Here is a 23,134-nt window from a genome sequence, read left to right as displayed (position 1 = left end):
TCCTTATTTCTGAACAACAATGTTTTCTTTCGATGGGTCAACATGTTGCATCTGCAACTTTTCAGTAGCGATACGTTCGACTCGGCTATGATCGCCAAGAGCATTCTCTTCGAGGATCAAGTTACGCCACTCAATGTCTAATGCATCGCGCTCCAGCACCAACTGTTCTCGTTGGGCCGTTAACAGGCGAGTATGGTGGGCGGTAGTGACGACCGTTACCGCCGTAACAATGATGCAAATGAACAGACAGAGTGGCAGCTTCCCAAATTGCAAAAGGTCGTCGCGAATAACACCAGGCAAGGCATGGCGTTCGCCGTTTCCTAACGACCCGGTTACTTTGCTTAGGGCTTCTGTCACTCTGCCGATCATGCGTTCGTCCTTTCTGCAATACGCAGTACTGAACTACGGGCACGCGGATTCTCTGCCACTTCATCTTCGCCCGGCATCAACTTGCCTAACGCTCGTAAATGACGGCCACCCAGCTTCCTGAGTTGCTCTTCAGTCATCGGGATCCCCGCTGGAACCTGTGGACCGCGGCTTTGTTCACGCATAAAGCGTTTCACAATGCGGTCTTCCAGCGAATGGAAGCTAATGATCGACAGCCGCCCACCCGGGGCCAGCACGCCAAGCGAGCTTTTTAGCGCTTGCTCTATCTCCTCCAGCTCACTATTCACCCAAATTCGCACCGCCTGGAAGGTACGGGTTGCGGGGTGTTTGAATTTGTCTTTCACCGGCATGGCCGCCGCGATAACTTCCGCCAGCTCTTTCGTGCGGGTCATCGGTTCAACGCGATTGCGTTCCACGATGGCGCGAGCAATGCGCTTGCCAAAACGTTCTTCGCCAAAGGTTTTAATCACCCAGGCAATGTCCGCTTCTTCCGCCGTTTGCAGCCATTCTGCTGCGGATTGACCGCGGGTTGGGTCCATACGCATGTCCAGTGGGCCATCGCGCATAAACGAGAAACCGCGTTCAGCGTCATCAAGCTGCGGCGAAGAAACGCCAAGATCGAGAAGAATCCCGTCGATCTTGCCGACGAGATCGCGCTCGGCAACATAGTCTGCCAGCGCTGAGAAAGGGCCATGAACGATGGAAAAGCGAGGGTCATCAATGGTCTTAGCCACCGCAATCGCGGCGGGATCGCGATCGATCGCAATCAAACGCCCCTGCTCGCCAAGCTGCGACAGGATAAGACGCGAATGGCCACCGCGACCAAAAGTGCCATCAATATAGATACCGTCAGGACGAATATTCAGGCCGTTAACGGCTTCATCCAGCAGTACCGTGGTGTGTTTAAAATTTTCCATCATATTTATAAGGACAAATCCTGCAATCGCTCCGACAGCGCCCCTGAAGCAGATTGCTCAGCGTCGATATCTTCCTTGACCCGTTGATACCAGGCCGTTTCATCCCACAGTTCAAACTTATTGAACTGCCCGACCAGCATCACTTCTTTGGTCAATCCGGCGTGTTGCCGTAAAACCGGTGCAATCAATAATCGCCCGGCATTATCCATCTGACATTCGCTGGCATGCCCTAACAACAGTCGCTGTACGCGACGTTCAACCGGGTTCATGCTCGACAAACGCGATAGTTTTTGCTCGATAATTTCCCATTCGGGCAGAGGATAAAGCAGCAGGCAGGGGTGATGAATGTCAATGGTACAAACCATTTGACCGGTAGCGCTCTCGACAAGCTGATCCCGATATCGGACAGGGACGGCTAAGCGCCCTTTGCTGTCGAGATTGACTAACGTTGCCCCTCGGAACATGCCAGCCTCACCCCCATTTACCACTTTGCCCCACAAATTCCCACTTTAAGGAGTTTACGGAGCAGAGGAAAAGCTTGTCAAGCCAGCATGAATGCCAACAGAGTCCAAAAAACCACTATTTGCGGCTGACAATAGCCCTGATTAATAATTATCCAGCAGACGAGGCAAATTAACGCCATGAATACCCGTAAGAAAAATACAGGCTCATTCACATTGCTTTAACGCAACTAAATATCATCGAAAAAATAGATAAAGTGCCAGTTTGCGACGCGAGCGGCATTTTAGGACATTCTGTGACGCGTTAACAGTCCCTGTGGCGCGCCCTTGCGAGGAATTCAAGACAGGCCAGTTGCCTATTCTGGTAGGTCAGCTAAGAAGTGTTTGTTATTTCGGCAATCGGTCGTGAGAATGTAACAAAATAATACAGAAATAATATAATTTTACTTTGCGTTCACATTAATAAACGCTATTTCGCTACCTGATTAGGAGAATTAAATAGAAAGCTAACCAAAATAAGGAATTATCTTAATATTAAAAAAAATAGGGTTTTTATCTAATGAAGGCCACAGCGCGTAGCCTTCATTGAGGTATTGCTTATCGGCGATTCAGACTACCGCGACGATAGAGGTTACGACGAATGCGGCTTAAGCCTGGCTTCGGCTTACGCGGTTCATCGAGGCTTGCCAGCACAATCTCCAGCACTCGTTCAGCAACATCACGGTGGCGCTGAGCGACAGCAAGCACCGGGCACTGCAGGAAGTCGAGCAGTTCATGGTCACCGAAGGTGGCAATCGCCAGATCGGTAGGCAGTTTACCTTCACGGCGCAGCGTTACGTCCATCACGCCTTGCAGCAGCGCAAATGAGGTGGTGAACAGCGCCTGTGGCATCGGGTGCGTTTCCAGCCATTTTTCAAACAGCTGCGCCGCAGCCTCACGCTCATAGCTATTGGCGTAGAGATAATGCACGTCGCGCGGGTCGTCTTTCCAGGCGGTACGGAAGCCCTGTTCGCGCAGGAAGCTCACCGACAGTTCCGGCAGGGCGCCAAGATAGAGCACCGTTTCAGCCGGGAAGGTCCGCAGCTCTGCGGCGAGCATTTCCGCATCATCCTGGTCGGCACCAACGACGCTGGTGAAGTGTTCGCGGTCGAGCGCACGGTCAAGCGCGACAATCGGGAACGAATCATTCGCCCAACGTTGATAGAAAGGGTGCTCCGGCGGCAGCGACGTCGACACGATAATCGCATCAACCTGGCGTTGCAGCAGGTGTTCAATGCAGCGCATTTCGTTATCCGGCTGATCTTCCGAGCAGGCGATCAGTAGCTGATAGCCGCGCTGGCGTGCCTGACGTTCAAGATAGTTTGCGATGCGTGTGTAGCTGGTGTTCTCCAGATCGGGAATGACCAACCCAATAGAACGCGTGCGTCCTGCACGCAGCCCGGCAGCTACCGCGTTAGGATGATAGTTATGCTCACGCACAACGGCCATCACTTTTTCGACAGTCTTGTCGCTGACGCGGTACTGCTTCGCTTTACCGTTAATCACATAGCTGGCGGTGGTTCGGGAAACACCGGCAAGCCGGGCGATTTCATCCAGTTTCACAATTGCCCCTTGCTTTATAAGTATAATCCGTAACATCTAAACGCAGATTGATCTCATCGGCAATAGCTTTTCTTCGCACTTATTGCTGATTTCGCAAAAAAAAGCCCGACTTCAGGCCGGGCTACGATAAAGCGATGAGACATGGTTAGCGCATGATCTTGTCGCCACGCGACAAACCGACCACGCCAGAGCGTGCGACTTCAACAATTCTCGCAACATCGCGCAGCGAAGCGAGGAACGCATCCAGCTTGTCGCTCGTGCCCGCGAGCTGAACGGTGTAGAGCGATGGCGTGACGTCGATAATCTGCCCACGGAAGATTTCCGTGTTGCGCTTAACCTCGTCACGACCATAGCCGCTGGCCTGCACCTTCACCAGCATGATTTCACGTTCAACATGAGCGCCCTGCCCCAGCTCATTTACCCGCAGCACGTCCACCAGCTTGTGCAGCTGCTTTTCGATCTGCTCAATGGCTTTTTCATCACCGACCGTCTGGATAGTCATACGGGAGAGCGTTGGATCCTCGGTTGGCGCCACGGTCAGACTTTCGATGTTGTACCCACGTTGTGAAAAGAGGCCGATCACGCGCGACAGCGCGCCGGACTCGTTTTCCAGTAATACAGATAATATCCGGCGCATAATCAGGTTCTCTCCGTTTTGCTCAGCCACATCTCGTCCATTGCCCCGCCGCGAATATGCATCGGGTAGACGTGCTCGCTGCCATCGACGCAAACGTCGACAAATACCAGGCGGTTATTACGCACCTGCTCCAGCGCCTGCGTAAGCTTGCTCTCAAGCTCAGACGGCTCAGTTATGCGAATGCCGACATGACCGTAAGCCTCTGCCAGGCGGACAAAGTCCGGCAGCGATTGCATATAGGACTGGGAGTGACGGCCAGAATAGATCATATCCTGCCATTGCTTCACCATACCCAGATAGCCGTTGTTCAGGTTCAGAATCAGCACCGGCAGTTCGTACTGCAGCGCGGTCGACAGCTCCTGAATATTCATCTGAATACTGCCGTCGCCGGTAACACAGATCACGGTTTCATCAGGCAGCGCCATTTTCACCCCGAGTGCTGCCGGCAGGCCAAAGCCCATGGTGCCGAGGCCACCGGAGTTGATCCAGCGACGTGGCTTATCAAACGGATAATAGAGCGCCGCAAACATCTGGTGCTGGCCCACATCAGAGGTGACGTACGCCTCGCCGTTGGTTAGCTTCCAGATGGTTTCCACTACCGCCTGTGGTTTGATCTGTCCGCTTTGGGTATCGTATTTCAGGCACTGGCGTGCACGCCATTGGTCAATTTGCTGCCACCAGTCGCGAATTTCATCCAACGGCTGCGCGGCGCTTTCTTGATCCAGCAGTTCCAGCATTTGATCCAGTACGATTCCAGCATCGCCAACGATCGGAATATCCGCCGGTACGGTTTTAGAGATAGACGTTGGATCGATATCAATATGCAGCACAGTGGCATTCGGGCAGTACTTCGCCAGATTGTTGGTGGTGCGATCGTCGAAACGTACGCCAACGGCAAAAATCACGTCAGAGTGATGCATGGTCATATTGGCTTCATAGGTACCGTGCATCCCCAGCATCCCCAGCGCCTGGCGATGGGTTGCCGGGAAAGCGCCTAACCCCATCAATGAAGAGGCAACTGGCAGGTTCAGCTTTTCAATCAGCGTCCGCAACTGCGTGTGACACTCTGCGTTTACCACCCCACCACCGACATACACCACCGGCTTTTTCGCCGCGATAAGCGTTTGCAGAGCACGCTTAATCTGCCCTTTATGACCGGTCGTCGTTGGGTTGTAGGAGCGCATGCTGACCGTATCCGGCCAGACGTACGGCAGCTTATTCGCCGGGTTCAGAATATCTTTCGGTAAGTCGACCACCACCGGGCCTGGTCGGCCGCTGGACGCTAACCAGAATGCTTTTTTGAGCACGCCGGGGATATCTTCGGTCTGCTTCACCAGGAAGCTGTGTTTGACGACCGGTCGCGACACCCCGACCATGTCACACTCCTGGAAGGCATCATAACCAATCAACGAGGTAGCAACCTGGCCGGAAAGTACCACCAGTGGAATTGAGTCCATATAGGCCGTGGCAATACCGGTGATGGCGTTGGTCGCGCCAGGGCCGGAAGTGACCAGCACGACGCCCACCTCACCGGTCGCACGCGCCAGGCCGTCCGCCATATGCACCGCCGCCTGTTCATGGCGCACCAGCACGTGGTCAATTCCCCCTACCGTGTGTAGCGCGTCATAAATATCGAGGACTGCGCCTCCCGGGTAGCCAAATACCTGCTTCACGCCCTGATCGATTAACGATCGGACGACCATCTCGGCTCCAGACAACATCTCCATGGTTTGCCTCCAGGCTTCTGTTCTTAATGACCCGAGAATTCATTTCTCTGCGCCATACGCCTGACGGAAGAATTTGTCCGCCGACGCTAAATTATCGGTAAAGAACTAACATAACCGCTCGCCACAAGGCAGGCAATTCACACGTCTGGAGTAGAAGCCGTACTAAAAAGAGGAAAAATAAAGGGAAAAGGGAAAATGATGGATGATTACTTCAACGATAGGAAAAGGAGAGCGTAGATGCTCGGGCGAAACGTGCCATTACAGCAAAACCTGCATTTTTCACATTATTGTTCCTACCGCCCACGCGTGACAACAGCATAATATTTTTAGTTATCACAAAAAAACAAGACAAACAGAATGCATCAACACTCTGTTTGTCTGGCGGTATATTACTGCTGACGACACGCGCTAATCAGTAACTCTTCCATCCATTGATGGCCTTTATCGCGACCAGCTGCCTCATGCCAGGAAAGATAACATGTACGGCTATTTAACTTCATTGGCAACGGTAAAATCTGTAGACCCAACTGCTCGGAAAACTCTTCCGCCAGACGACGAGGGGCGACGGCAACCAATTGTGTTTGGGAGACAACATTGAGGACGCTGATCAATGCCATTCCCTGATAGGCAATACGAGCCTGCTTATCAATGGTGTCATACCATGGCTGGCTAAACGATGCATAGCGTTCCAGAGAAACGACGGCGTGTTCTTCGCTATAAATATCGGCTTCAGTCACCGGCCCATGTATACGAGGATGCTTGCAACTCGCCACCAAAACCATTTCATCATTAAATAACGGCACACAGGCAAATTCAGGACGACGGAACTCTTCATAGCCCAGTACAAACTCAATTTCCTGATAGCGTAACTGATGTTCAGTATTTTGATTTAATGACGATTTGAAAACCATATGAATATGCGGCGCCACTTCATTCACTTTATTGAGAATGATTGAGGTTAAATAATTATCCAAAGGACTGCATACGCAAAGATTAAATACTCGCTCGCTGCTTAATGGTTCAAAACCAGAACCCGGCAATTCATTTTGCACGAGCTGCAACGCCTGGCGGACAGAGCCAAACAGCTGGAAAGCACGTGCTGTCGGCTGAATACCGCGACCATACCGCACAAATAATTCATCATTAAACATGACTTTTAAACGGGCAACAGCGTTACTGACTGCAGGTTGCGACATTCCAAGCATATGAGCAGCACGAGTAATGTTTTGTTCCTGCATCACCGCGTCAAAAACGGTCAGCAAATTTAAATCAACCATCCGAAGTTGAGGTTTATTCCCTTCATTTATCGATGTGCGTTGCTGCTCCGGCGCATTAATTACGCTATCAGACTCCAATGTCATACAAAACTCCCTTTGCTAAAGAGCAAAAATATACTGAGGCTATATGATTTACCATGCATATAAGATCCAAAAAAGAGAATTCAATAAAAAATAGGAATATATAAAGATAACAGGGCAAGTTTGTTGATAAGTAAAATCAAACTCATCTATTCCACCGAGTGAATGTAATATAGTTTACCCATAGATTGAGCGAATAAACAACATGCCAAAAAAGGACACATAAATTAAGTTTTACTAAAGTGTTTTATTTTACTGGCATTCAGAATTAACATTTTATATCAAAAAAAGTTCTCTAAAATTTACAACGCGACAGAAAAATAAGAGCAACTATATAGTTATCATACGGATAGAGCGGAACCCCAAAAATGTCAAACTCATGAGCATTTGCGATTAACCATGTTTAAATGCGACAAAATATGAAAATCGTGAATTAACATATAAAATGATCCTCTATAAAACGTCGCCTCCTTCAGCACAATTAGCTAATTCTACCGTTTCGGTTTGATGACGAAATCTGCTTCATTTTACCTGTCAGGGTTGACATCAGAAACCATATCCAGTACCACTAAAAGCATATCGAATTCATCTGGAGAATGATGACATGTTCCGTACCACTCGCTTCAACGGCCTACTACTACTAAACGCCTCTTCTGTGCGCGGTAGGCTGGTGTGCGACGTTCAACGTTAAGTCATCATCAGTTAAACGAAAAACCCGCGCCGCTGCGCGGGTTTTTTTATGCTCGTAGCAAGGCGCCCCAAGTTAACCAAGGACCTAAACCATGAGCCAGCAAGTCATTATTTTTGATACGACCTTACGTGATGGTGAACAGGCATTACAGGCAAGCCTGAGCGTGAAAGAGAAACTGCAGATTGCTTTTGCCCTCGAGCGTATGGGCGTTGACGTGATGGAAGTCGGGTTTCCGGTCTCTTCTCCAGGCGATTTTGAATCAGTACAAACCATTGCGCGCAACATTAAAAACAGCCGCGTTTGCGCGCTGGCTCGCTGCGTAGAGGCGGACATTGACGTTGCCGCCGAGTCATTGAAAGTCGCGGAAGCATTCCGTATTCATACTTTTATTGCCACCTCACCGATGCATATCGCCACCAAACTGCGCAGCACGCTGGATGAAGTTATCGAACGCGCGGTCTATATGGTGAAACGCGCCCGTAACTACACCGACGACGTTGAGTTCTCCTGCGAAGATGCCGGTCGTACCCCGATTGACCAGTTGGCACGCGTAGTGGAAGCCGCTATTAACGCAGGCGCGACCACCATCAACATTCCAGACACCGTCGGCTACACCCTGCCGTTCGAGTTCTCCAACATTATTACCGGCCTGTACGAACGCGTGCCAAACATCGATAAAGCGATTATCTCCGTTCACACCCACGACGACCTGGGCATGGCGGTCGGTAACTCTCTGGCAGCGGTCCACGCGGGTGCGCGTCAGGTTGAGGGCGCGATGAACGGCATCGGCGAGCGTGCGGGTAACTGCTCGCTGGAAGAAGTGATCATGGCGATTAAAGTGCGCAAAGACATCATGAACGTGCACACCGCCATCAACCATAACGAAATCTGGCGTACCAGCCAGACCGTTAGCCAGATCTGCAACATGCCGATCCCGGCCAACAAAGCTATCGTCGGTACCGGCGCATTCGCTCACTCCTCCGGTATCCACCAGGACGGCGTGCTGAAGAACCGCGAAAACTACGAGATCATGACCCCTGAGTCCATCGGTCTGAACCAGATCCAATTGAACCTGACCTCCCGCTCTGGCCGTGCTGCGGTGAAACACCGTATGGAAGAGATGGGCTACAAAGATACCGACTACAACATGGACCACCTGTACGACGCGTTCCTGAAGCTGGCGGACAAAAAAGGTCAGGTCTTCGATTACGACCTGGAAGCGCTGGCGTTCATCAACAAGCAGCAGGAAGAGCCAGAGCATTTCCGCCTGGATTATTTCAGCGTGCAGTCAGGCTCCAGCGATATCGCAACCGCGTCAGTGAAGCTGGCCTGTGGTGATGAAACCAAAGCCGAAGCGGCGAACGGTAACGGTCCGGTTGATGCGATTTACCAGGCGATTAACCGTATCACCGGCTACGACGTTGAGCTGGTGAAATACGACCTGAACGCTAAAGGCCAGGGCAAAGACGCGCTGGGTCAGGTCGACATCGTCGTTAACTATAACGGTCGCCGCTTCCACGGCGTCGGTCTGGCGACGGACATCGTTGAATCTTCTGCGAAAGCAATGGTTCACGTGCTGAACAACATCTGGCGCGCCGCTGAAGTCGAAAAAGAATTGCAACGCAAAGTTAAGAATAACGAGAACAACAAGGAAACCGTGTAATGTCGAAGAATTACCATATTGCTGTGTTACCAGGTGACGGTATTGGCCCTGAAGTCATGACACAGGCATTGAAAGTACTGGAAGCCGTACGTCAACGTTTTGATATGCGCATTACCACCAGCCATTACGACGTTGGCGGCATCGCCATCGACCGTCACGGTGAGCCGCTGCCACAGGCGACCGTGGAAGGCTGCGACCAGGCGGACGCCATTCTGTTTGGCTCCGTGGGCGGCCCGAAATGGGAAAACTTGCCGCCGAACCAGCAGCCAGAGCGCGGCGCGCTGCTGCCGCTGCGTAAACACTTCAAGCTGTTCAGCAACCTGCGTCCAGCGAAGCTGTACCAGGGGCTGGAAGAGTTCTGCCCGCTGCGCGCCGATATCGCCGCTAACGGCTTTGATATCCTGTGTGTCCGCGAACTGACCGGCGGCATCTACTTCGGTCAGCCGAAGGGTCGTGAAGGCAGCGGTCAGCACGAAAAAGCGTTTGATACCGAGGTGTATCACCGCTTTGAGATTGAACGTATCGCCCGCATTGCATTTGAATCTGCGCGCAAGCGCCGTCACAAAGTGACCTCTATCGATAAATCCAACGTGCTGCAGTCCTCCATTCTGTGGCGCGAGATCGTCAGCGAAATCAGCAAAGAGTATGCCGACGTTGAGCTGGCGCATATGTACATCGACAACGCCACGATGCAGCTGATTAAAGACCCGTCGCAGTTCGACGTGGTGCTGTGTTCCAACCTGTTCGGCGACATTCTCTCCGACGAGTGCGCGATGATCACCGGCTCGATGGGCATGCTGCCGTCTGCCAGCCTGAACGAAGAAGGCTTTGGCCTGTACGAACCGGCGGGCGGCTCGGCTCCGGATATCGCCGGCAAAAATATCGCTAACCCGATTGCGCAGATCCTCTCTCTGGCGCTGCTGCTGCGTTACAGCCTGGACGCCAACGATGCGGCCACCGCCATTGAAAATGCCATTAACCGCGCGCTGGAAGAAGGCGTACGGACCAGTGATTTAGCTCGCGGCGCCGCGGCAGTCAGTACCGATGAAATGGGCGACATCATCGCCCGCTATGTTGCCGAAGGGGTGTAATCATGGCGAAGACCTTATACGAAAAGTTGTTTGATGCTCACGTGGTTTATGAAGCGCCAAACGAAACGCCGCTGCTGTACATCGACCGCCATCTGGTGCACGAAGTGACGTCACCGCAGGCGTTTGACGGCCTGCGTGCGCACAACCGCCCGGTGCGTCAGCCGGGTAAAACCTTCGCCACCATGGATCACAACGTCTCTACGCAGACCAAAGACATCAATGCCTCCGGCGAGATGGCGCGCATCCAGATGCAGGAGCTGATTAAGAACTGCAACGAGTTTGGCGTTGAGCTGTATGACCTGAATCACCCGTATCAGGGTATCGTGCACGTCATGGGGCCAGAACAGGGCGTAACCCTGCCGGGCATGACCATCGTTTGCGGCGACTCCCATACCGCGACGCACGGCGCATTCGGCGCGCTGGCGTTCGGCATCGGGACTTCCGAAGTGGAACACGTGCTGGCAACGCAGACCCTGAAACAGGGTCGCGCCAAAACCATGAAAATTGAAGTGAACGGCAAAGCCGCACCGGGCATCACCGCGAAAGACATCGTACTGGCGATTATCGGTAAAACCGGCAGCGCTGGCGGCACCGGTCACGTGGTCGAATTCTGTGGTCAGGCCATTCGTGACCTGAGCATGGAAGGCCGTATGACGCTGTGCAACATGGCGATTGAACTGGGCGCGAAAGCAGGCCTGGTGGCGCCAGACCAGACGACCTTCAACTATGTAGAAGGCCGCCTGCACGCGCCGAAAGGCAAAGATTTTGACGAGGCGGTCGCCTACTGGCAAACCCTGAAAACCGACGACGGCGCCACCTTTGACAGCGTGGTCACCCTGCAGGCCGAAGAGATTGCGCCGCAGGTTACCTGGGGCACCAACCCAGGCCAGGTTATCTCCGTGAATGACAATATTCCGGACCCAGCCTCCTTTAACGATCCGGTAGAACGTGCCAGCGCCGAGAAAGCGCTGGCCTATATGGGTCTGAAATCTGGCGTGCCGTTAACCGAAGTGGCGATTGATAAAGTCTTTATCGGTTCCTGCACCAACTCGCGTATCGAAGATTTGCGTGCAGCCGCTGAGATCGCTAAAGGCCGCAAAGTGGCGCCAGGCGTCCAGGCGCTGGTTGTGCCAGGCTCCGGCCCGGTGAAAGCGCAGGCGGAGGCGGAAGGTCTGGATAAGATCTTTATCGAAGCGGGCTTTGAATGGCGTCTGCCGGGCTGCTCCATGTGCCTGGCAATGAACAACGACCGTCTGAACCCGGGCGAGCGCTGCGCTTCTACCAGCAACCGTAACTTTGAAGGCCGTCAGGGCCGCGGTGGCCGTACCCATCTGGTCAGCCCGGCAATGGCCGCAGCGGCCGCGGTAACCGGCCATTTCGCCGACATTCGTAGCTTGAAATAAGGAAACACCATCATGGCTGAGAAATTTACCCAACATACGGGACTGGTGGTGCCGCTGGATGCCGCGAACGTCGATACCGATGCCATCATTCCAAAGCAGTTTTTGCAGAAAGTGACCCGCACCGGCTTTGGCGCGCACCTGTTTAACGACTGGCGCTTCCTCGACGACAAAGGCGAGCAGCCGAACCCCGAGTTCGTGCTGAACTTCCCAGAGTTTAAAGGCGCTTCCATTCTGCTGGCGCGCGAAAACTTCGGCTGCGGTTCATCACGCGAACACGCGCCGTGGGCGCTGACTGACTACGGTTTTAAAGTGGTGATTGCCCCAAGCTTCGCCGATATCTTCTACGGCAACAGCTTCAACAACCAGCTGCTGCCGGTGACGTTGAGCGATGCGCAGGTCGACGAGATGTTTGCGTTGGTGAAAGCCAACCCGGGCATTACGTTTGAAGTGGATCTGGAAGCACAGGTGGTTAAAGCGGGGGAGAAATCCTACAGCTTTAAAATTGACGACTTCCGTCGCCACTGCATGCTGAACGGGCTGGATAGCATTGGCCTGACGCTGCAACATGAAGACGCGATTTCAACTTACGAAAACAAGCAGCCAGCGTTTATGCAGTAATCCGTCACGTCGCTGCCTCCCCGGAGGCGGCGCGTTCGCGCCTTGTCCGGGCTACAAACGCGCACCAATTGTAGGCCGGATAAGGCGTTTACGCCGCCATCCGGCGTATGCCGGGGCGGCACCAAATTAAACGTCCTTCACCCGCCCTGTCATCACCAGCGTCACCAGCGAAATCCCGGCAATCACCCAGTATACCGAGAAATGACCAAAGCTCTGCGCCAGCGCCCCCTGAATAATCCCCGCCAGAATCACCCCGGTTGAAATGCTGTTGGTAAACAGCGTGGTCGCGGCTCCCGCACGCCCCGGCATCAGGTCCTGGAACCACAGCATGCCAATCCCGGCGATAATACCGATAAACACCGCGTTAAACAGCTGGAGCACCAGCAGCGACGTGTGGCTGTGGAAGAAGATCAGCCCGACGTAGAACAGTACCCCGGCGGCCACCGCCGTCACCATCATCCGCCGCTTACCGAAGCGCTTCACATAGTAACCCGCGAGGATCATCGCCGGAATTTCCAGCCCCGCCGCCGTCCCCATCAGGATCCCTGCGAGGCTATCCGGCAGGCCGAGATCGCTGCTGATCCACAGCGGCATATCGATGATATACATGGTGTTGCAGGTCCACATCAGCGTGGAAGCGATAAACAGCATCCGTACGTTGCTGTCCTTCCAGCCGCTAATCTGGTTCTGCACCACGTCGGCAGGCTGTTCGACCCTCGCCACCGACGGTAGCGTCAGGGCAATCAGCGTCAGGCTAATCACGAAAATCACTGCGGCAATAGAGAACATGGCGGTAAAGCCATAGTTAAGCGCCAGCATAAAGGCCAGCGGCGGGCCAATCACCCATGCCAGCGACAGCTGCGCACGCATCACCGAGCTGAACATCACCACTTCACGCGCCGAGCTATCGGCATATTCACGCGCCAGCGCAAACAGCTGCGGCATCGCGGCATTGGCGATGGAGGCCAGCAGCACGCCGCAGGTAATCAGCGTCAGGTAGTGGCGGTTGAAGGCGAAGAGCAGCGCGTTACCCACCGCCATCAGGCAGCAGAACATGATCAGCTTACGGCGGTCGCCCTGGTTATCGGATCGCTTTGCCAGCCCCAGACTGACGACGATCCCGGCGATAGCGTTGACGGTGTAGAACAGCCCTACCCAGAACGGCTGTGCTCCGACCTCACGACTAAGAAACAGGCTCAGCGTCGGTGCCTGCAATGCGCCCGCTATCCCCATCATAAACGCCACCAGCATAAAGGCGGCATACACACCGTTGAGACGTCGTCCCATCGTCATTAACCAGAGCATCAGAAATCCTTTCGCAAAAGAATAAAAAAAAGCCAGCAGATGATACCTGCTGGCAAATACTCAGTCACACATGATTAGGCGAATTAATACTCAGAGGTCGGGTTCGTAACTTCCCACTGCATCAGATAGTTCAGCACTTCAAGCCGCTGTGCAGTCGCCTGACGGGCCAGCCAGGAAACATTTTTGGTGGCAGAGAAATAACGCCGGTAGAACTGATACATGGTGACCTCCTCATTTCCCCTTCGCTTCATCGAAATCAATTATTGGCTTAATATAGGGATTAATAAATTGCTGAGTTTTTATCAGGAGTTCCCCTTTTATGCCTTCAGGTCGATTACAGCAGCAGTTCATCCGTTTGTGGCAGTGCTGTGAGGGAAAATCACAGGAAACCACGCTCAACTCACTGGCCGAGCTGCTGAACTGCTCTCGCCGACATATGCGCACGCTTTTAAACACCATGGAGGCGCGCGGATGGTTGACCTGGGAGGCGGAAGCCGGGCGCGGCAAGCGCTCTAAGCTGACTTTCCTCTATACCGGGCTGGCGCTTCAGCAACAGCGCGCGGAAGACTTGCTCGAGCAGGATAGGATCGATCAGCTGGTGCAGTTGGTCGGCGATAAGGCGGCCGTACGCCAGATGCTGGTGTCACATCTTGGCCGCAGCTTCCGTCAGGGGCGGCACATTTTGCGGGTGCTTTACTATCGACCAATGCACAATTTACTGCCCGGAACGGCGCTTAGGCGCTCGGAAACCCATATCGCACGGCAGATATTCAGCGCATTGACTCGGGTAAACGAGGTAAATGGGGAACTGGAAGCGGATATTGCGCACCATTGGCAGGCCATTTCCCCATTACACTGGCGTTTTTACTTGCGCCCCGGCATTCATTTTCATCACGGTCGCGAACTGGAAATGGAAGACGTCATCAGTTCGCTGCATCGCAGCATGACGCTGTCGCTCTTTTCCAACATCACGCGCATTGATTCTCCTACTGCCTGGACGCTCGACGTACATCTCAACGAGCCTGACCGCTGGCTGCCGTGGCTGTTCGGCCAGGTATCGGCGATGATCCTGCCACGCGAATGGCAATCGCTCAGCGACTTCTCCCGCATGCCGGTGGGAACCGGGCCGTATGCCGTCGCCCGCAACAATCAGAACCAGCTAAAGATCCACGCCTTTGATGACTATTTCGGTTTCCGGGCGCTGATTGACGAGGTGAACGTCTGGGTGCTGCCGGAAATCAGCGACGAGCCGAACGGCGGCCTGACGCTTCAGGGCACCACCCAAAGCGAAAAGGCGGTGGAAAGCCGCCTTGAAGAGGGCTGCTACTATCTGCTGTTTGACGCGCGCAGTTCACGTGGCAACAACCCGGCGGTACGGCAGTGGCTGAGCCACATTTTCCACCCGAACAACCTGCTGTATCACGCGGGCGAGCAGCACCAGAGTCACTGGTTCCCGGCCTACGGCCTGCTACCCCGCTGGCACCATGCCCGCAGCCACGCCTGCGAGAAACCGGCAGGTCTTGAGTCGGTCACCCTCACCTACTACCGCGATCACGTTGAACACCGGACTATCGGTCAGATAATGGAAGCGCTGCTGGCGGCGCATCAGGTCAAACTGGTGATTCAGGAAGTGGACTACGACGAATGGCACCGTGGCGAGGTGGTCAGCGATATCTGGCTGAACAGCGCCAACTTTACGCTGCCGCTCGATTTCTCACTCTTTGCCTATCTTTATGAAGTACCGCTGATTCGCCACTGTATTCCCATCGACTGGGAGCAGGACGCGCAGCGCTGGCGCGCAGGGGCGCTTTCGCTGCCCGACTGGTGCCAAAGTCTGCTGGCAAATCAGTCCATTGTGCCGCTAATCCATCATTGGCTGATGCTACAAGGTCAGCGCAGTATGCGCGGCGTTCGCATGAACACCCTGGGCTGGTTCGACTTTAAATCCGCCTGGTTTGCCCCGCCGGATCCTTAAGGCTTTTGATTTATTCACGTAATCATTACAATGTGCCGTTCTCAACGGGGTGCTGCGCCGAGTGCGCGAGCTGAGAAAATACCCGTCGAACCTGATCCGGATAATCCCGGCGAAGGGATTTGAGGCTAACTCAAAATCCTTTGCCACCATTTTATAAAGGTGCAAAGTGCTCAAAAAATTACTCCCCCTGCTGGTGCTGGTTGCCGCTCCGGCCCTCGCCAAGCCTGTACTGACCGTCTATACCTACGACTCTTTTGCCGCTGATTGGGGCCCTGGTCCAGCGGTGAAAAAAGCGTTTGAAGCCGATTGTAACTGCGAGCTGAAGTTCGTGGCGCTGGAAGACGGTGTTTCGCTGCTTAATCGTCTGCGCATGGAAGGCAAAAACAGCAAAGCCGACGTGGTGCTGGGGCTCGATAACAATCTGCTACAAGCCGCAACCGACACCAAACTGTTCGCCAAAAGCAACGTTCCCACGGACGCCGTGACCGTACCCGGCGGCTGGAACAACGACACCTTCGTGCCGTTCGACTACGGCTACTTTGCCTTCGTCTACGACAAAAACAAGCTGAAGAACCCGCCAAAAAGCCTGAAAGAGCTGGTCGAAAGCGACCAGAAATGGCGCGTGATTTATGAAGACCCACGCACCAGCACACCGGGTCTGGGCCTGCTGCTGTGGATGCAAAAAGTCTACGGCGATAAAGCGCCGGAAGCCTGGCAGAAACTGGCGGCGAAAACGGTCACCGTGACCAAAGGCTGGAGCGAAGCGTATGGCCTGTTCCTGAAAGGGGAAAGCGACCTGGTGCTGAGCTATACCACCTCTCCGGCGTACCACATCATCGACGAGAAGAAAGACAACTACGCGGCGGCGAACTTTAGCGAAGGCCACTACCTGCAGGTGGAAGTGGCGGCAAAAACCGCGGCCAGTAAACAGCAGAAGCTGGCAGATGAGTTCCTGAAATTTATGGTTTCTCCGGCCTTCCAGAACACCATTCCAACCGGCAACTGGATGTATCCGGTGACCAACGTCACGCTGCCAGAAGGCTTTAATAGCCTGGTGAAACCGCAAACTGCGCTGGAATTTACCCCGCAGCAGGTGGCCTCCGAACGTCAAAACTGGATTAACGCATGGCTTCGCGCAGCCAGCCGCTAATCCCTCGCTGGTTGTATCCAGGGCTGACGGCAACCACGCTGATGGTTGCCGTCGCGCTGGCGGCGTTTCTGTCGCTGTGGCTGAACGCGCCGGAAACATCGTGGTCAACGTTGCTCGGCGATAGCTATCTGTGGCACGTGGTGCGCTTCTCGTTCTGGCAGGCGTTCCTGTCAGCGCTGCTGTCGGTCGTTCCCGCGATTTTCCTTGCCCGAGCGCTTTACCGACGACGTTTCCCTGGCCGTACGCTGCTGTTGCGGCTGTGCGCCATGACGTTGATTCTCCCAGTCCTGGTCGCCGTCTTCGGCATTCTGAGCGTTTATGGTCGCCAGGGCTGGCTATCCCAGCTTTTTGCCTGGCTGGGCTGGCAGTGGCATTTCTCACCCTACGGCCTGCAGGGCATTTTGCTGGCGCACGTGTTCTTTAATATGCCGATGGCGACCCGCCTGCTATTACAGGCGCTGGAGCAGATCCCCGGCGAGCAGCGCCAGCTTGCCGCCCAACTAGGTATGCGCGGCTATTCGTTCTTCCACCTGGTGGAATGGCCGTGGATGCGTCGGCAGATCCTGCCTATCGCCACGCTGATTTTCATGCTCTGTTTCGCAAGCTTTGCTACCGTGCTGTCGCTCGGCGGCGGGCCTTCGGCGACCACCATCGAACTGGCTATCTATCAGTCGCTGAACTTCGATTACGACCCGGCGCGCGCGGCGATGCTGGCGCTCATCCAGATGGGGTGCTGCCTGATGCTGGTGCTGTTAAGCCAGCGATTAAGCCGGGCGATTGCCGTGGGTAATAGCCACGTTCACGGCTGGCGTGACCCCGACGACCGCTGGCATAGTCGAATAACCGACGGCCTATTGATTATCCTCACTCTGCTGCTGCTGTTGCCGCCGCTGCTGGCGGTGGTGGTTGACGGCATCAACCCATCCATGTTCCAGGTCTTTACCCAGCCGGTACTCTGGCAAGCGCTGGGTACCTCGTTACGCATCGCCATTGCCGCCGGAGTTATCTGCGTGGTGCTGACCATGATGCTGCTGTGGAGCAGCCGTGAGCTGCGCGCCCGCAACCAGCCGCTGGCCGGGCAGGCAATGGAGCTGAGCGGTATGCTGATCCTCGCCATGCCGGGCATCGTGCTGGCCACCGGATTTTTCCTGCTGCTCAACAACACCGTTGGTCTGCCCGACTCCGCCGACGGTATTGTGATTTTCACCAACGCCCTGATGGCGGTACCTTATGCCCTTAAAGTGCTGGAAACGCCGATGCGTGACATTACCACCCGTTACAGCATCCTGTGCGAATCACTGGGGCTTTCTGGCTTTAACCGCCTAAAGGTGGTTGAACTGCGTGCCCTGAAGCGCCCGCTGGCCCAGGCGCTGGCTTTTGTCTGCGTGCTGTCGATAGGTGATTTCGGCGTCGTGGCGCTGTTCGGCAATGACAATTTCCGCACGCTGCCGTTTTATCTCTATCAGCAAATTGGCGCCTATCGCAGCCAGGACGGCGCGGTGACCGCGCTGATTTTGCTACTGCTCTGCTTCCTGCTGTTCACCGTTATTGAAAAGTTACCCGGACGCCATGCTAAAACTGAATGATGTCACCTGGCTTTACCAGCACCTGCCGATGCGCTTTAACGCCTCGATTGCCCAGGGCGAGAAAGTGGCTGTCCTCGGCCCTAGCGGCGCGGGGAAATCCACGCTGCTGAACCTGATTGCCGGCTTTCTGACGCCTGCCAGCGGCACGCTGCTGCTTGAAGGACGCGTGCATACCCATACGCCGCCATCACAGCGCCCGGTGTCGATGCTGTTTCAGGAAAATAACCTCTTCAGTCACCTGACCGTGCGCCAGAACATTGGGCTGGGCATGAGTCCGCGCCTCTCGCTCACCACGGAGCAGAAGCGAAAGTTACAGGTGATTGCCGGGCAGATGGGTATTGAGTCAATGCTGGACAGGCTGCCCGGTGAGCTCTCCGGCGGCCAACGTCAACGCGCCGCGCTGGCCCGGTGTCTGGTGCGCGAGCAGCCGATTTTACTGCTGGATGAACCGTTCTCAGCGCTCGACCCGGCGCTGCGTCAGGAGATGCTACAGCTGGTTGATGAAGTGTGTCAGCGGCAAAACCTAACATTGCTGATGGTTTCGCACAGCGTCGAGGATGCGGCAAGGATTGCGCCGCGCGCAATGGTGGTAGCGGAAGGGCGTATCGCCTGGGACGGCGATACGCAGGAATTATTGAGTGGGAAAGCCAGCGCGTCTGCGCTGCTGGGGATTCGGGCGTGATGTTCTGCCGGATGGTGGCTACGCCTTATCCGGCCTACAAATCGGTGCACGCGTAGGCCGGATAAGGCGCAGCCGCCATCCGGCACACTACCTACAGCCCCACCACCTTACGTAAAATCTCGATATACACCGGCATCAGCGGGTGACGAATCACGCTCACCAGCGCCATCACGCCGACGCCCAGCATCAGCGGAGCCAGCAACAGCAGGCGCTGACGGGTTAACAACGCACTTAGACGGTCATGATTCTCTTTCGCGCTGCGCCATAAGCGCCAGCACAGCCACCCCGCCAGCCACAGCAGCAACGCCGCCGCCAGTAGCAGCCACTTGAAGCTGGCGCTATTTTCATCCGCAGGAATATCGATTGCCGCCCCGGCCAGAATGCCGGGCAGGAAGTACAGCGGCGGCCACAGCACGCAGCCAATGATATTGGGGGTAATAAATTTGGCGATTGGCAGGTCAAGCATCCCCGCCACCATCGGCACCAGCGGGCGCGTCGGGCCGACAAACCGGCCGATCAGAATGGTAAACATGCTGTGCTGATGCAGCGCATGTTCGGTTTTATCCAGCAGCGATTTGTTTTTCTTCATAAATGACCAGCGATGCAGCGGCTTTTTAAAGCGCCATCCCAGCCAGAAAGAGACCCAGTCACCCAGCAGGCAGCCAATGATCCCCACCAGCCACGCCTGCCAGAAATTCACCTCACCGCTGCCGATAAGCGCTCCCAGCCCCGCCATCATCACGGTACCAGGCAGAATCAACCCCACCAGCGCCAGTGATTCCAGAAACGCCACCAGCGCCACCGCAATCAGCGAGTAGGTCGTGGACTGAGTAATAAAGTGTTCCAGCAGTGCTTGCATAGTGTGCCCGGTTTGAAAACGAAGCAGGGATTCTCCAGAGCGTCTCCCCTATCGTCAAGCCTTCAATTGTCTTTAGAGTTTACTGGCAAAGACAAAAACCAACACACCGCATTTCCTTTTCTTTACTTTTTATTCACACCCCGCGCGGAATTCGCTGGGGCTCGCGCCGGTGCATTTTTTAAATACGCGGGAAAAATAGAGCTGATCTTCAAAGCCTACGTTGCGCCCCACGGTGGCGATAGGCATTCGCGTGGTGCTGAGCAGCAGCTTAGCCTGGCTGATGCGCTGATCCTCGCGCCAGCTCAGCACGCTTACCCCAAGCTGCTGGCGGAACAGGTGCGACAGGCGCGACGGCGACAGGCAGACGTGCTGCGCGACGCTGGCAATATCAAAGTGGCTATCGGCAAGGTGGTCGCTGATGTACTGGCACGCATCGCGCACACGGTTATCCATCGGCGGATGCAGCGATTCATTGATGGCCTCCATGCGGCGCAGCAGCAACTGCTCCAGCAGGTTAATCGCCAGATGTTCCGAGTAGCGCCCAAGCCCCTGCCCAGCTTCGATTATCTGGCCAAACAGCTCAGAAATCTCTGCCTGATGCGCTTCATCCGGGCGATAAAAACCGGTTTGCGCGACAATAGCGGGCCAGTTCAGCCACTCGTGCCAGTAGGCGCGCGGGCGGAAATAGACCCATTGGTGATACCACTCACTCGCATCCGGGTGACGGCCATAGTGGTGAATTTCGCCCGGAGGAAACAGCAGCATATCCCCCTGACGGCAGACGAACTGCTTGCCCTGGTTCTCAATCACCCCTTCACCACGCACCGTCAGATTGAGGATAAACCCCTTCATACCCAGCGGACGGTCGATAAAGAAATCCAGATAACCACCGGCTTCAATCGGCGTTAAACCCGCAACCAGATGGGCGTTAAAGGAGTAACCCGGTAGCAGGGGATCGTTTTGCATTTCAGCCATTTCTGCTCGCTCTCGCTTCGCTTTTAAGAAACCAATTATCCATATTCCACTTTTTAGCGTTATCCATGCCGTGCTGTCGCTGCGACGGGAAAGGAGTGACAGCCATTCCTTGATGAACAAGGCATTTAGAGAATAAAGCCGGCCGGTCCCACCCTTAAAGGTAACAACTGAAGTGTCTATAAGGACGGCAGAAAAGTCCACATTGAATATTTGCACGGCGTCACACTTTGAATAGTCACAGCAAGATAATCCATAAGATTAGCGGTTCCAGCCTGACGGTTTTTAGCGGGGATATCTACTGTTTCACTATCACGTATTCTTTGAGATGGAGTAACACGATGGCAATCGCAATTGGCCTCGATTTTGGTAGTGATTCAGTCCGCGCCCTGGCGGTAGATTGTGCGACGGGCGAAGAGATCGCAACCAGCGTCGAATGGTATCCACGCTGGCAGGAAGGGCGTTTCTGCGACGCGCCAAATAACCGTTTTCGCCACCACCCGCGCGACTATATCGAATCCATGGAAGCCGCGCTGAAAGGCGTGCTGGCTGAACTCTCCAGCGCACAGCGCGCCGACGTCGTCGGTATTGGCGTCGACAGCACCGGCTCAACGCCTGCGCCTATTGATGCCGACGGCAATGTCCTGGCGCTCAAAGAAGAGTTTGCCGACAACCCGAACGCCATGTTCGTGCTGTGGAAAGACCACACCGCGGTGGAAGAGGCTGAAGCCATCACCCGCCTGTGCCACCAGCCGGGCAAAGAAGACTACTCCCGCTATATTGGCGGCATTTACTCAAGCGAGTGGTTCTGGGCCAAAATCCTGCACGTCACCCGCGAAGACCGCGCCGTCGCGCAAGCTGCCGCCTCCTGGATTGAACTGTGCGACTGGGTGCCAGCTCTGCTCTCCGGCACCACCCGTCCGCAGGACATTCGCCGCGGCCGCTGCAGCGCCGGGCATAAATCCTTGTGGCACGAAAGCTGGGGTGGCCTGCCGCCAGCAGCATTCTTCGATGAACTCGACCCGATTCTAAATCAGCATCTGCCTTGCCCCCTGTTTAGCGAAACCTGGACGGCCGATATTCCAGTCGGCAACCTGACCGCCGACTGGGCGAAACGCCTGGGACTGTCAACAGACGTAGTTATCTCCGGCGGCGCATTCGACTGCCATATGGGAGCCGTCGGCGCGGGTGCACAACCAAATGCGCTGGTGAAAGTGATCGGTACTTCAACCTGCGACATCTTAATTGCTGACAAAAACAGCGTCGGAAGCCGCACGGTAAAAGGCATCTGCGGTCAGGTTGACGGCAGCGTGGTGCCGAACTTTATCGGCATGGAAGCGGGTCAATCCGCCTTCGGCGACATCTACGCCTGGTTTGGTCGCGTACTCGGCTGGCCGTTGGAGCAGCTTGCCGCGCAACACCCAGAACTGAAAGCGCAGATCAAAGACAGCCAGAAACAGCTGTTGCCAGCCCTGACCGAAGCCTGGGCCAACAACCCTTCTCTCGATCATCTGCCGGTCGTTCTCGACTGGTTCAACGGTCGCCGTACGCCAAACGCCAACCAACGTCTGAAAGGGGTCATCACCGACCTTAACCTGGCTACCGACGCCCCGGCGCTGTTCGGCGGGCTGATTGCCGCTACCGCTTTTGGTGCCCGCGCCATTATGGAGTGCTTCACCGAACAGGGCATTCCGGTTAACAACGTCATGGCGCTGGGCGGCATCGCCCGTAAAAACCGCGTCATCATGCAGACCTGTAGCGACGTCCTGAACCGTCCGCTGCAAATTGTCGCTTCTGACCAATGCTGTGCGCTGGGCGCGGCCATTTTCGCCGCCGTTGCCGCACACGTCCATACCGATATACCGGCTGCCCAACAGCAGATGGCAAGCCAGGTCGAACATACCTTACAACCACGACCACAGCAGGCTCAGCGATTTGAAGAACTCTATCAGCGCTATCTGCAATGGGCCGTGAGCGCCGAACAACATTATCTCCCGGCTGCGTCCGCGGAAAAATCCGCCGCTTCTCAGGCAGCCCTGACTCATTAAAG

General features: G+C 55.0%; 21 protein-coding genes and 1 riboswitch. Of the genes, 10 read left to right on the top strand and 11 right to left on the bottom strand.

Going from position 1 to position 23,134, the window contains the following annotated elements; genetic code table 11:
* Positions 1-3: 3 nt before the first annotated feature.
* From ftsL to leuO, 7 genes are all read right to left on the bottom strand, one after another.
* A complete protein-coding gene (gene ftsL, locus ACH1XZ_RS16455; protein WP_035893020.1) occupies positions 4-369 on the bottom strand; it encodes a cell division protein FtsL in 366 nt (121 codons plus the stop codon).
* Complete coding sequence (rsmH, locus tag ACH1XZ_RS16450; protein WP_035893019.1) at positions 366-1,307, bottom strand: 16S rRNA (cytosine(1402)-N(4))-methyltransferase RsmH; 942 nt, start codon at positions 1,305-1,307, stop codon at positions 366-368. The genes ftsL and rsmH overlap by 4 nt, the downstream gene beginning before the upstream one ends.
* 2 nt (positions 1,308-1,309) lie before the next feature.
* Positions 1,310-1,768, bottom strand: a complete 459-nt coding sequence (gene mraZ, locus ACH1XZ_RS16445) for a division/cell wall cluster transcriptional repressor MraZ (RefSeq protein ID WP_035893018.1) — start codon at positions 1,766-1,768, stop codon at positions 1,310-1,312.
* A gap of 594 nt (positions 1,769-2,362) precedes the next feature.
* Positions 2,363-3,367: a catabolite repressor/activator gene (cra, locus tag ACH1XZ_RS16440; protein ID WP_035893017.1), complete on the bottom strand. Its 1,005-nt coding sequence runs from the start codon at positions 3,365-3,367 to the stop codon at positions 2,363-2,365.
* A 145-nt stretch (positions 3,368-3,512) separates the two neighbouring features.
* Positions 3,513-4,004 (bottom strand): acetolactate synthase small subunit, encoded by a 492-nt coding sequence (gene ilvN, locus ACH1XZ_RS16435; protein ID WP_395596471.1) that lies wholly within the window; start codon positions 4,002-4,004, stop codon positions 3,513-3,515.
* Positions 4,005-4,006: 2 nt separating this feature from the next.
* Positions 4,007-5,731 (bottom strand): acetolactate synthase 3 large subunit, encoded by a 1,725-nt coding sequence (gene ilvI, locus ACH1XZ_RS16430; protein WP_395596426.1) that lies wholly within the window; start codon positions 5,729-5,731, stop codon positions 4,007-4,009.
* A 389-nt stretch (positions 5,732-6,120) separates the two neighbouring features.
* A complete protein-coding gene (leuO, locus tag ACH1XZ_RS16425; RefSeq protein WP_395596425.1) occupies positions 6,121-7,092 on the bottom strand; it encodes a transcriptional regulator LeuO in 972 nt (323 codons plus the stop codon).
* Positions 7,093-7,693: 601 nt separating this feature from the next.
* Between leuO and leuL the strand changes: the two genes are divergently transcribed.
* From leuL to leuD, 5 genes are all read left to right on the top strand, one after another.
* Entirely contained in the window at positions 7,694-7,780 is an 87-nt protein-coding gene (gene leuL / locus ACH1XZ_RS16420; protein WP_100249930.1) for a leu operon leader peptide, read from the top strand.
* A 91-nt stretch (positions 7,781-7,871) separates the two neighbouring features.
* Positions 7,872-9,443: a 2-isopropylmalate synthase gene (gene leuA / locus ACH1XZ_RS16415; protein WP_395596424.1), complete on the top strand. Its 1,572-nt coding sequence runs from the start codon at positions 7,872-7,874 to the stop codon at positions 9,441-9,443.
* Positions 9,443-10,534 (top strand): 3-isopropylmalate dehydrogenase, encoded by a 1,092-nt coding sequence (gene leuB, locus ACH1XZ_RS16410; protein ID WP_395596423.1) that lies wholly within the window; start codon positions 9,443-9,445, stop codon positions 10,532-10,534. Before leuA ends, leuB begins: the two co-directional genes overlap by 1 nt.
* Positions 10,535-10,536: 2 nt before the next feature.
* Entirely contained in the window at positions 10,537-11,937 is a 1,401-nt protein-coding gene (gene leuC, locus ACH1XZ_RS16405) for a 3-isopropylmalate dehydratase large subunit (protein WP_395596422.1), read from the top strand.
* A 12-nt stretch (positions 11,938-11,949) separates the two neighbouring features.
* Positions 11,950-12,555, top strand: a complete 606-nt coding sequence (leuD, locus tag ACH1XZ_RS16400; RefSeq protein ID WP_395596421.1) for a 3-isopropylmalate dehydratase small subunit — start codon at positions 11,950-11,952, stop codon at positions 12,553-12,555.
* Positions 12,556-12,681: 126 nt separating this feature from the next.
* Here leuD and ACH1XZ_RS16395 read toward each other — a convergent pair whose 3' ends face one another.
* Together ACH1XZ_RS16395 and sgrT are read right to left on the bottom strand one after the other, a co-directional pair.
* On the bottom strand, positions 12,682-13,860 hold the full coding sequence (locus tag ACH1XZ_RS16395; protein ID WP_395596420.1) for a sugar efflux transporter: 1,179 nt from the start codon (positions 13,858-13,860) through the stop codon (positions 12,682-12,684).
* Positions 13,861-13,943: 83 nt separating this feature from the next.
* Entirely contained in the window at positions 13,944-14,081 is a 138-nt protein-coding gene (gene sgrT, locus ACH1XZ_RS16390) for a glucose uptake inhibitor SgrT (protein ID WP_115074862.1), read from the bottom strand.
* 98 nt (positions 14,082-14,179) lie between these two features.
* On the opposite strand from sgrT, the gene sgrR reads away from it, so the two are divergent.
* From sgrR to thiQ, 4 genes are all read left to right on the top strand, one after another.
* Positions 14,180-15,835 (top strand): HTH-type transcriptional regulator SgrR, encoded by a 1,656-nt coding sequence (sgrR, locus tag ACH1XZ_RS16385; protein WP_395596419.1) that lies wholly within the window; start codon positions 14,180-14,182, stop codon positions 15,833-15,835.
* Positions 15,836-15,870: 35 nt separating this feature from the next.
* Positions 15,871-15,971, top strand: a riboswitch (TPP riboswitch).
* Between the two features lie 30 nt (positions 15,972-16,001).
* On the top strand, positions 16,002-16,985 hold the full coding sequence (gene thiB / locus ACH1XZ_RS16380; RefSeq protein ID WP_395596418.1) for a thiamine ABC transporter substrate binding subunit: 984 nt from the start codon (positions 16,002-16,004) through the stop codon (positions 16,983-16,985).
* Positions 16,961-18,571: a thiamine/thiamine pyrophosphate ABC transporter permease ThiP gene (gene thiP, locus ACH1XZ_RS16375; protein ID WP_395596417.1), complete on the top strand. Its 1,611-nt coding sequence runs from the start codon at positions 16,961-16,963 to the stop codon at positions 18,569-18,571. Before thiB ends, thiP begins: the two co-directional genes overlap by 25 nt.
* Complete coding sequence (gene thiQ, locus ACH1XZ_RS16370; RefSeq protein ID WP_395596416.1) at positions 18,555-19,253, top strand: thiamine ABC transporter ATP-binding protein ThiQ; 699 nt, start codon at positions 18,555-18,557, stop codon at positions 19,251-19,253. The genes thiP and thiQ overlap by 17 nt, the downstream gene beginning before the upstream one ends.
* 91 nt (positions 19,254-19,344) lie before the next feature.
* Here the strand turns inward: thiQ and ACH1XZ_RS16365 are convergent, their stop codons facing one another.
* Complete coding sequence (locus ACH1XZ_RS16365) at positions 19,345-20,112, bottom strand: DedA family protein (protein ID WP_395596415.1); 768 nt, start codon at positions 20,110-20,112, stop codon at positions 19,345-19,347.
* A gap of 129 nt (positions 20,113-20,241) precedes the next feature.
* Positions 20,242-21,087 (bottom strand): arabinose operon transcriptional regulator AraC, encoded by an 846-nt coding sequence (gene araC / locus ACH1XZ_RS16360; protein ID WP_395596414.1) that lies wholly within the window; start codon positions 21,085-21,087, stop codon positions 20,242-20,244.
* Positions 21,088-21,425: 338 nt separating this feature from the next.
* Here araC and araB point away from each other — a divergent pair, with 338 nt between their 5' ends.
* Positions 21,426-23,132: a ribulokinase gene (gene araB, locus ACH1XZ_RS16355; protein WP_395596413.1), complete on the top strand. Its 1,707-nt coding sequence runs from the start codon at positions 21,426-21,428 to the stop codon at positions 23,130-23,132.
* Positions 23,133-23,134 lie beyond the last annotated feature (2 nt).

This window comes from Kluyvera chengduensis (assembly GCF_044197065.1).
In the GTDB taxonomy this organism is placed as follows: domain Bacteria; phylum Pseudomonadota; class Gammaproteobacteria; order Enterobacterales; family Enterobacteriaceae; genus Kluyvera; species Kluyvera ascorbata_C.
Note: the sequence above shows the minus strand (reverse complement) of the source record. Positions and strands in the feature narration are given on the sequence as shown.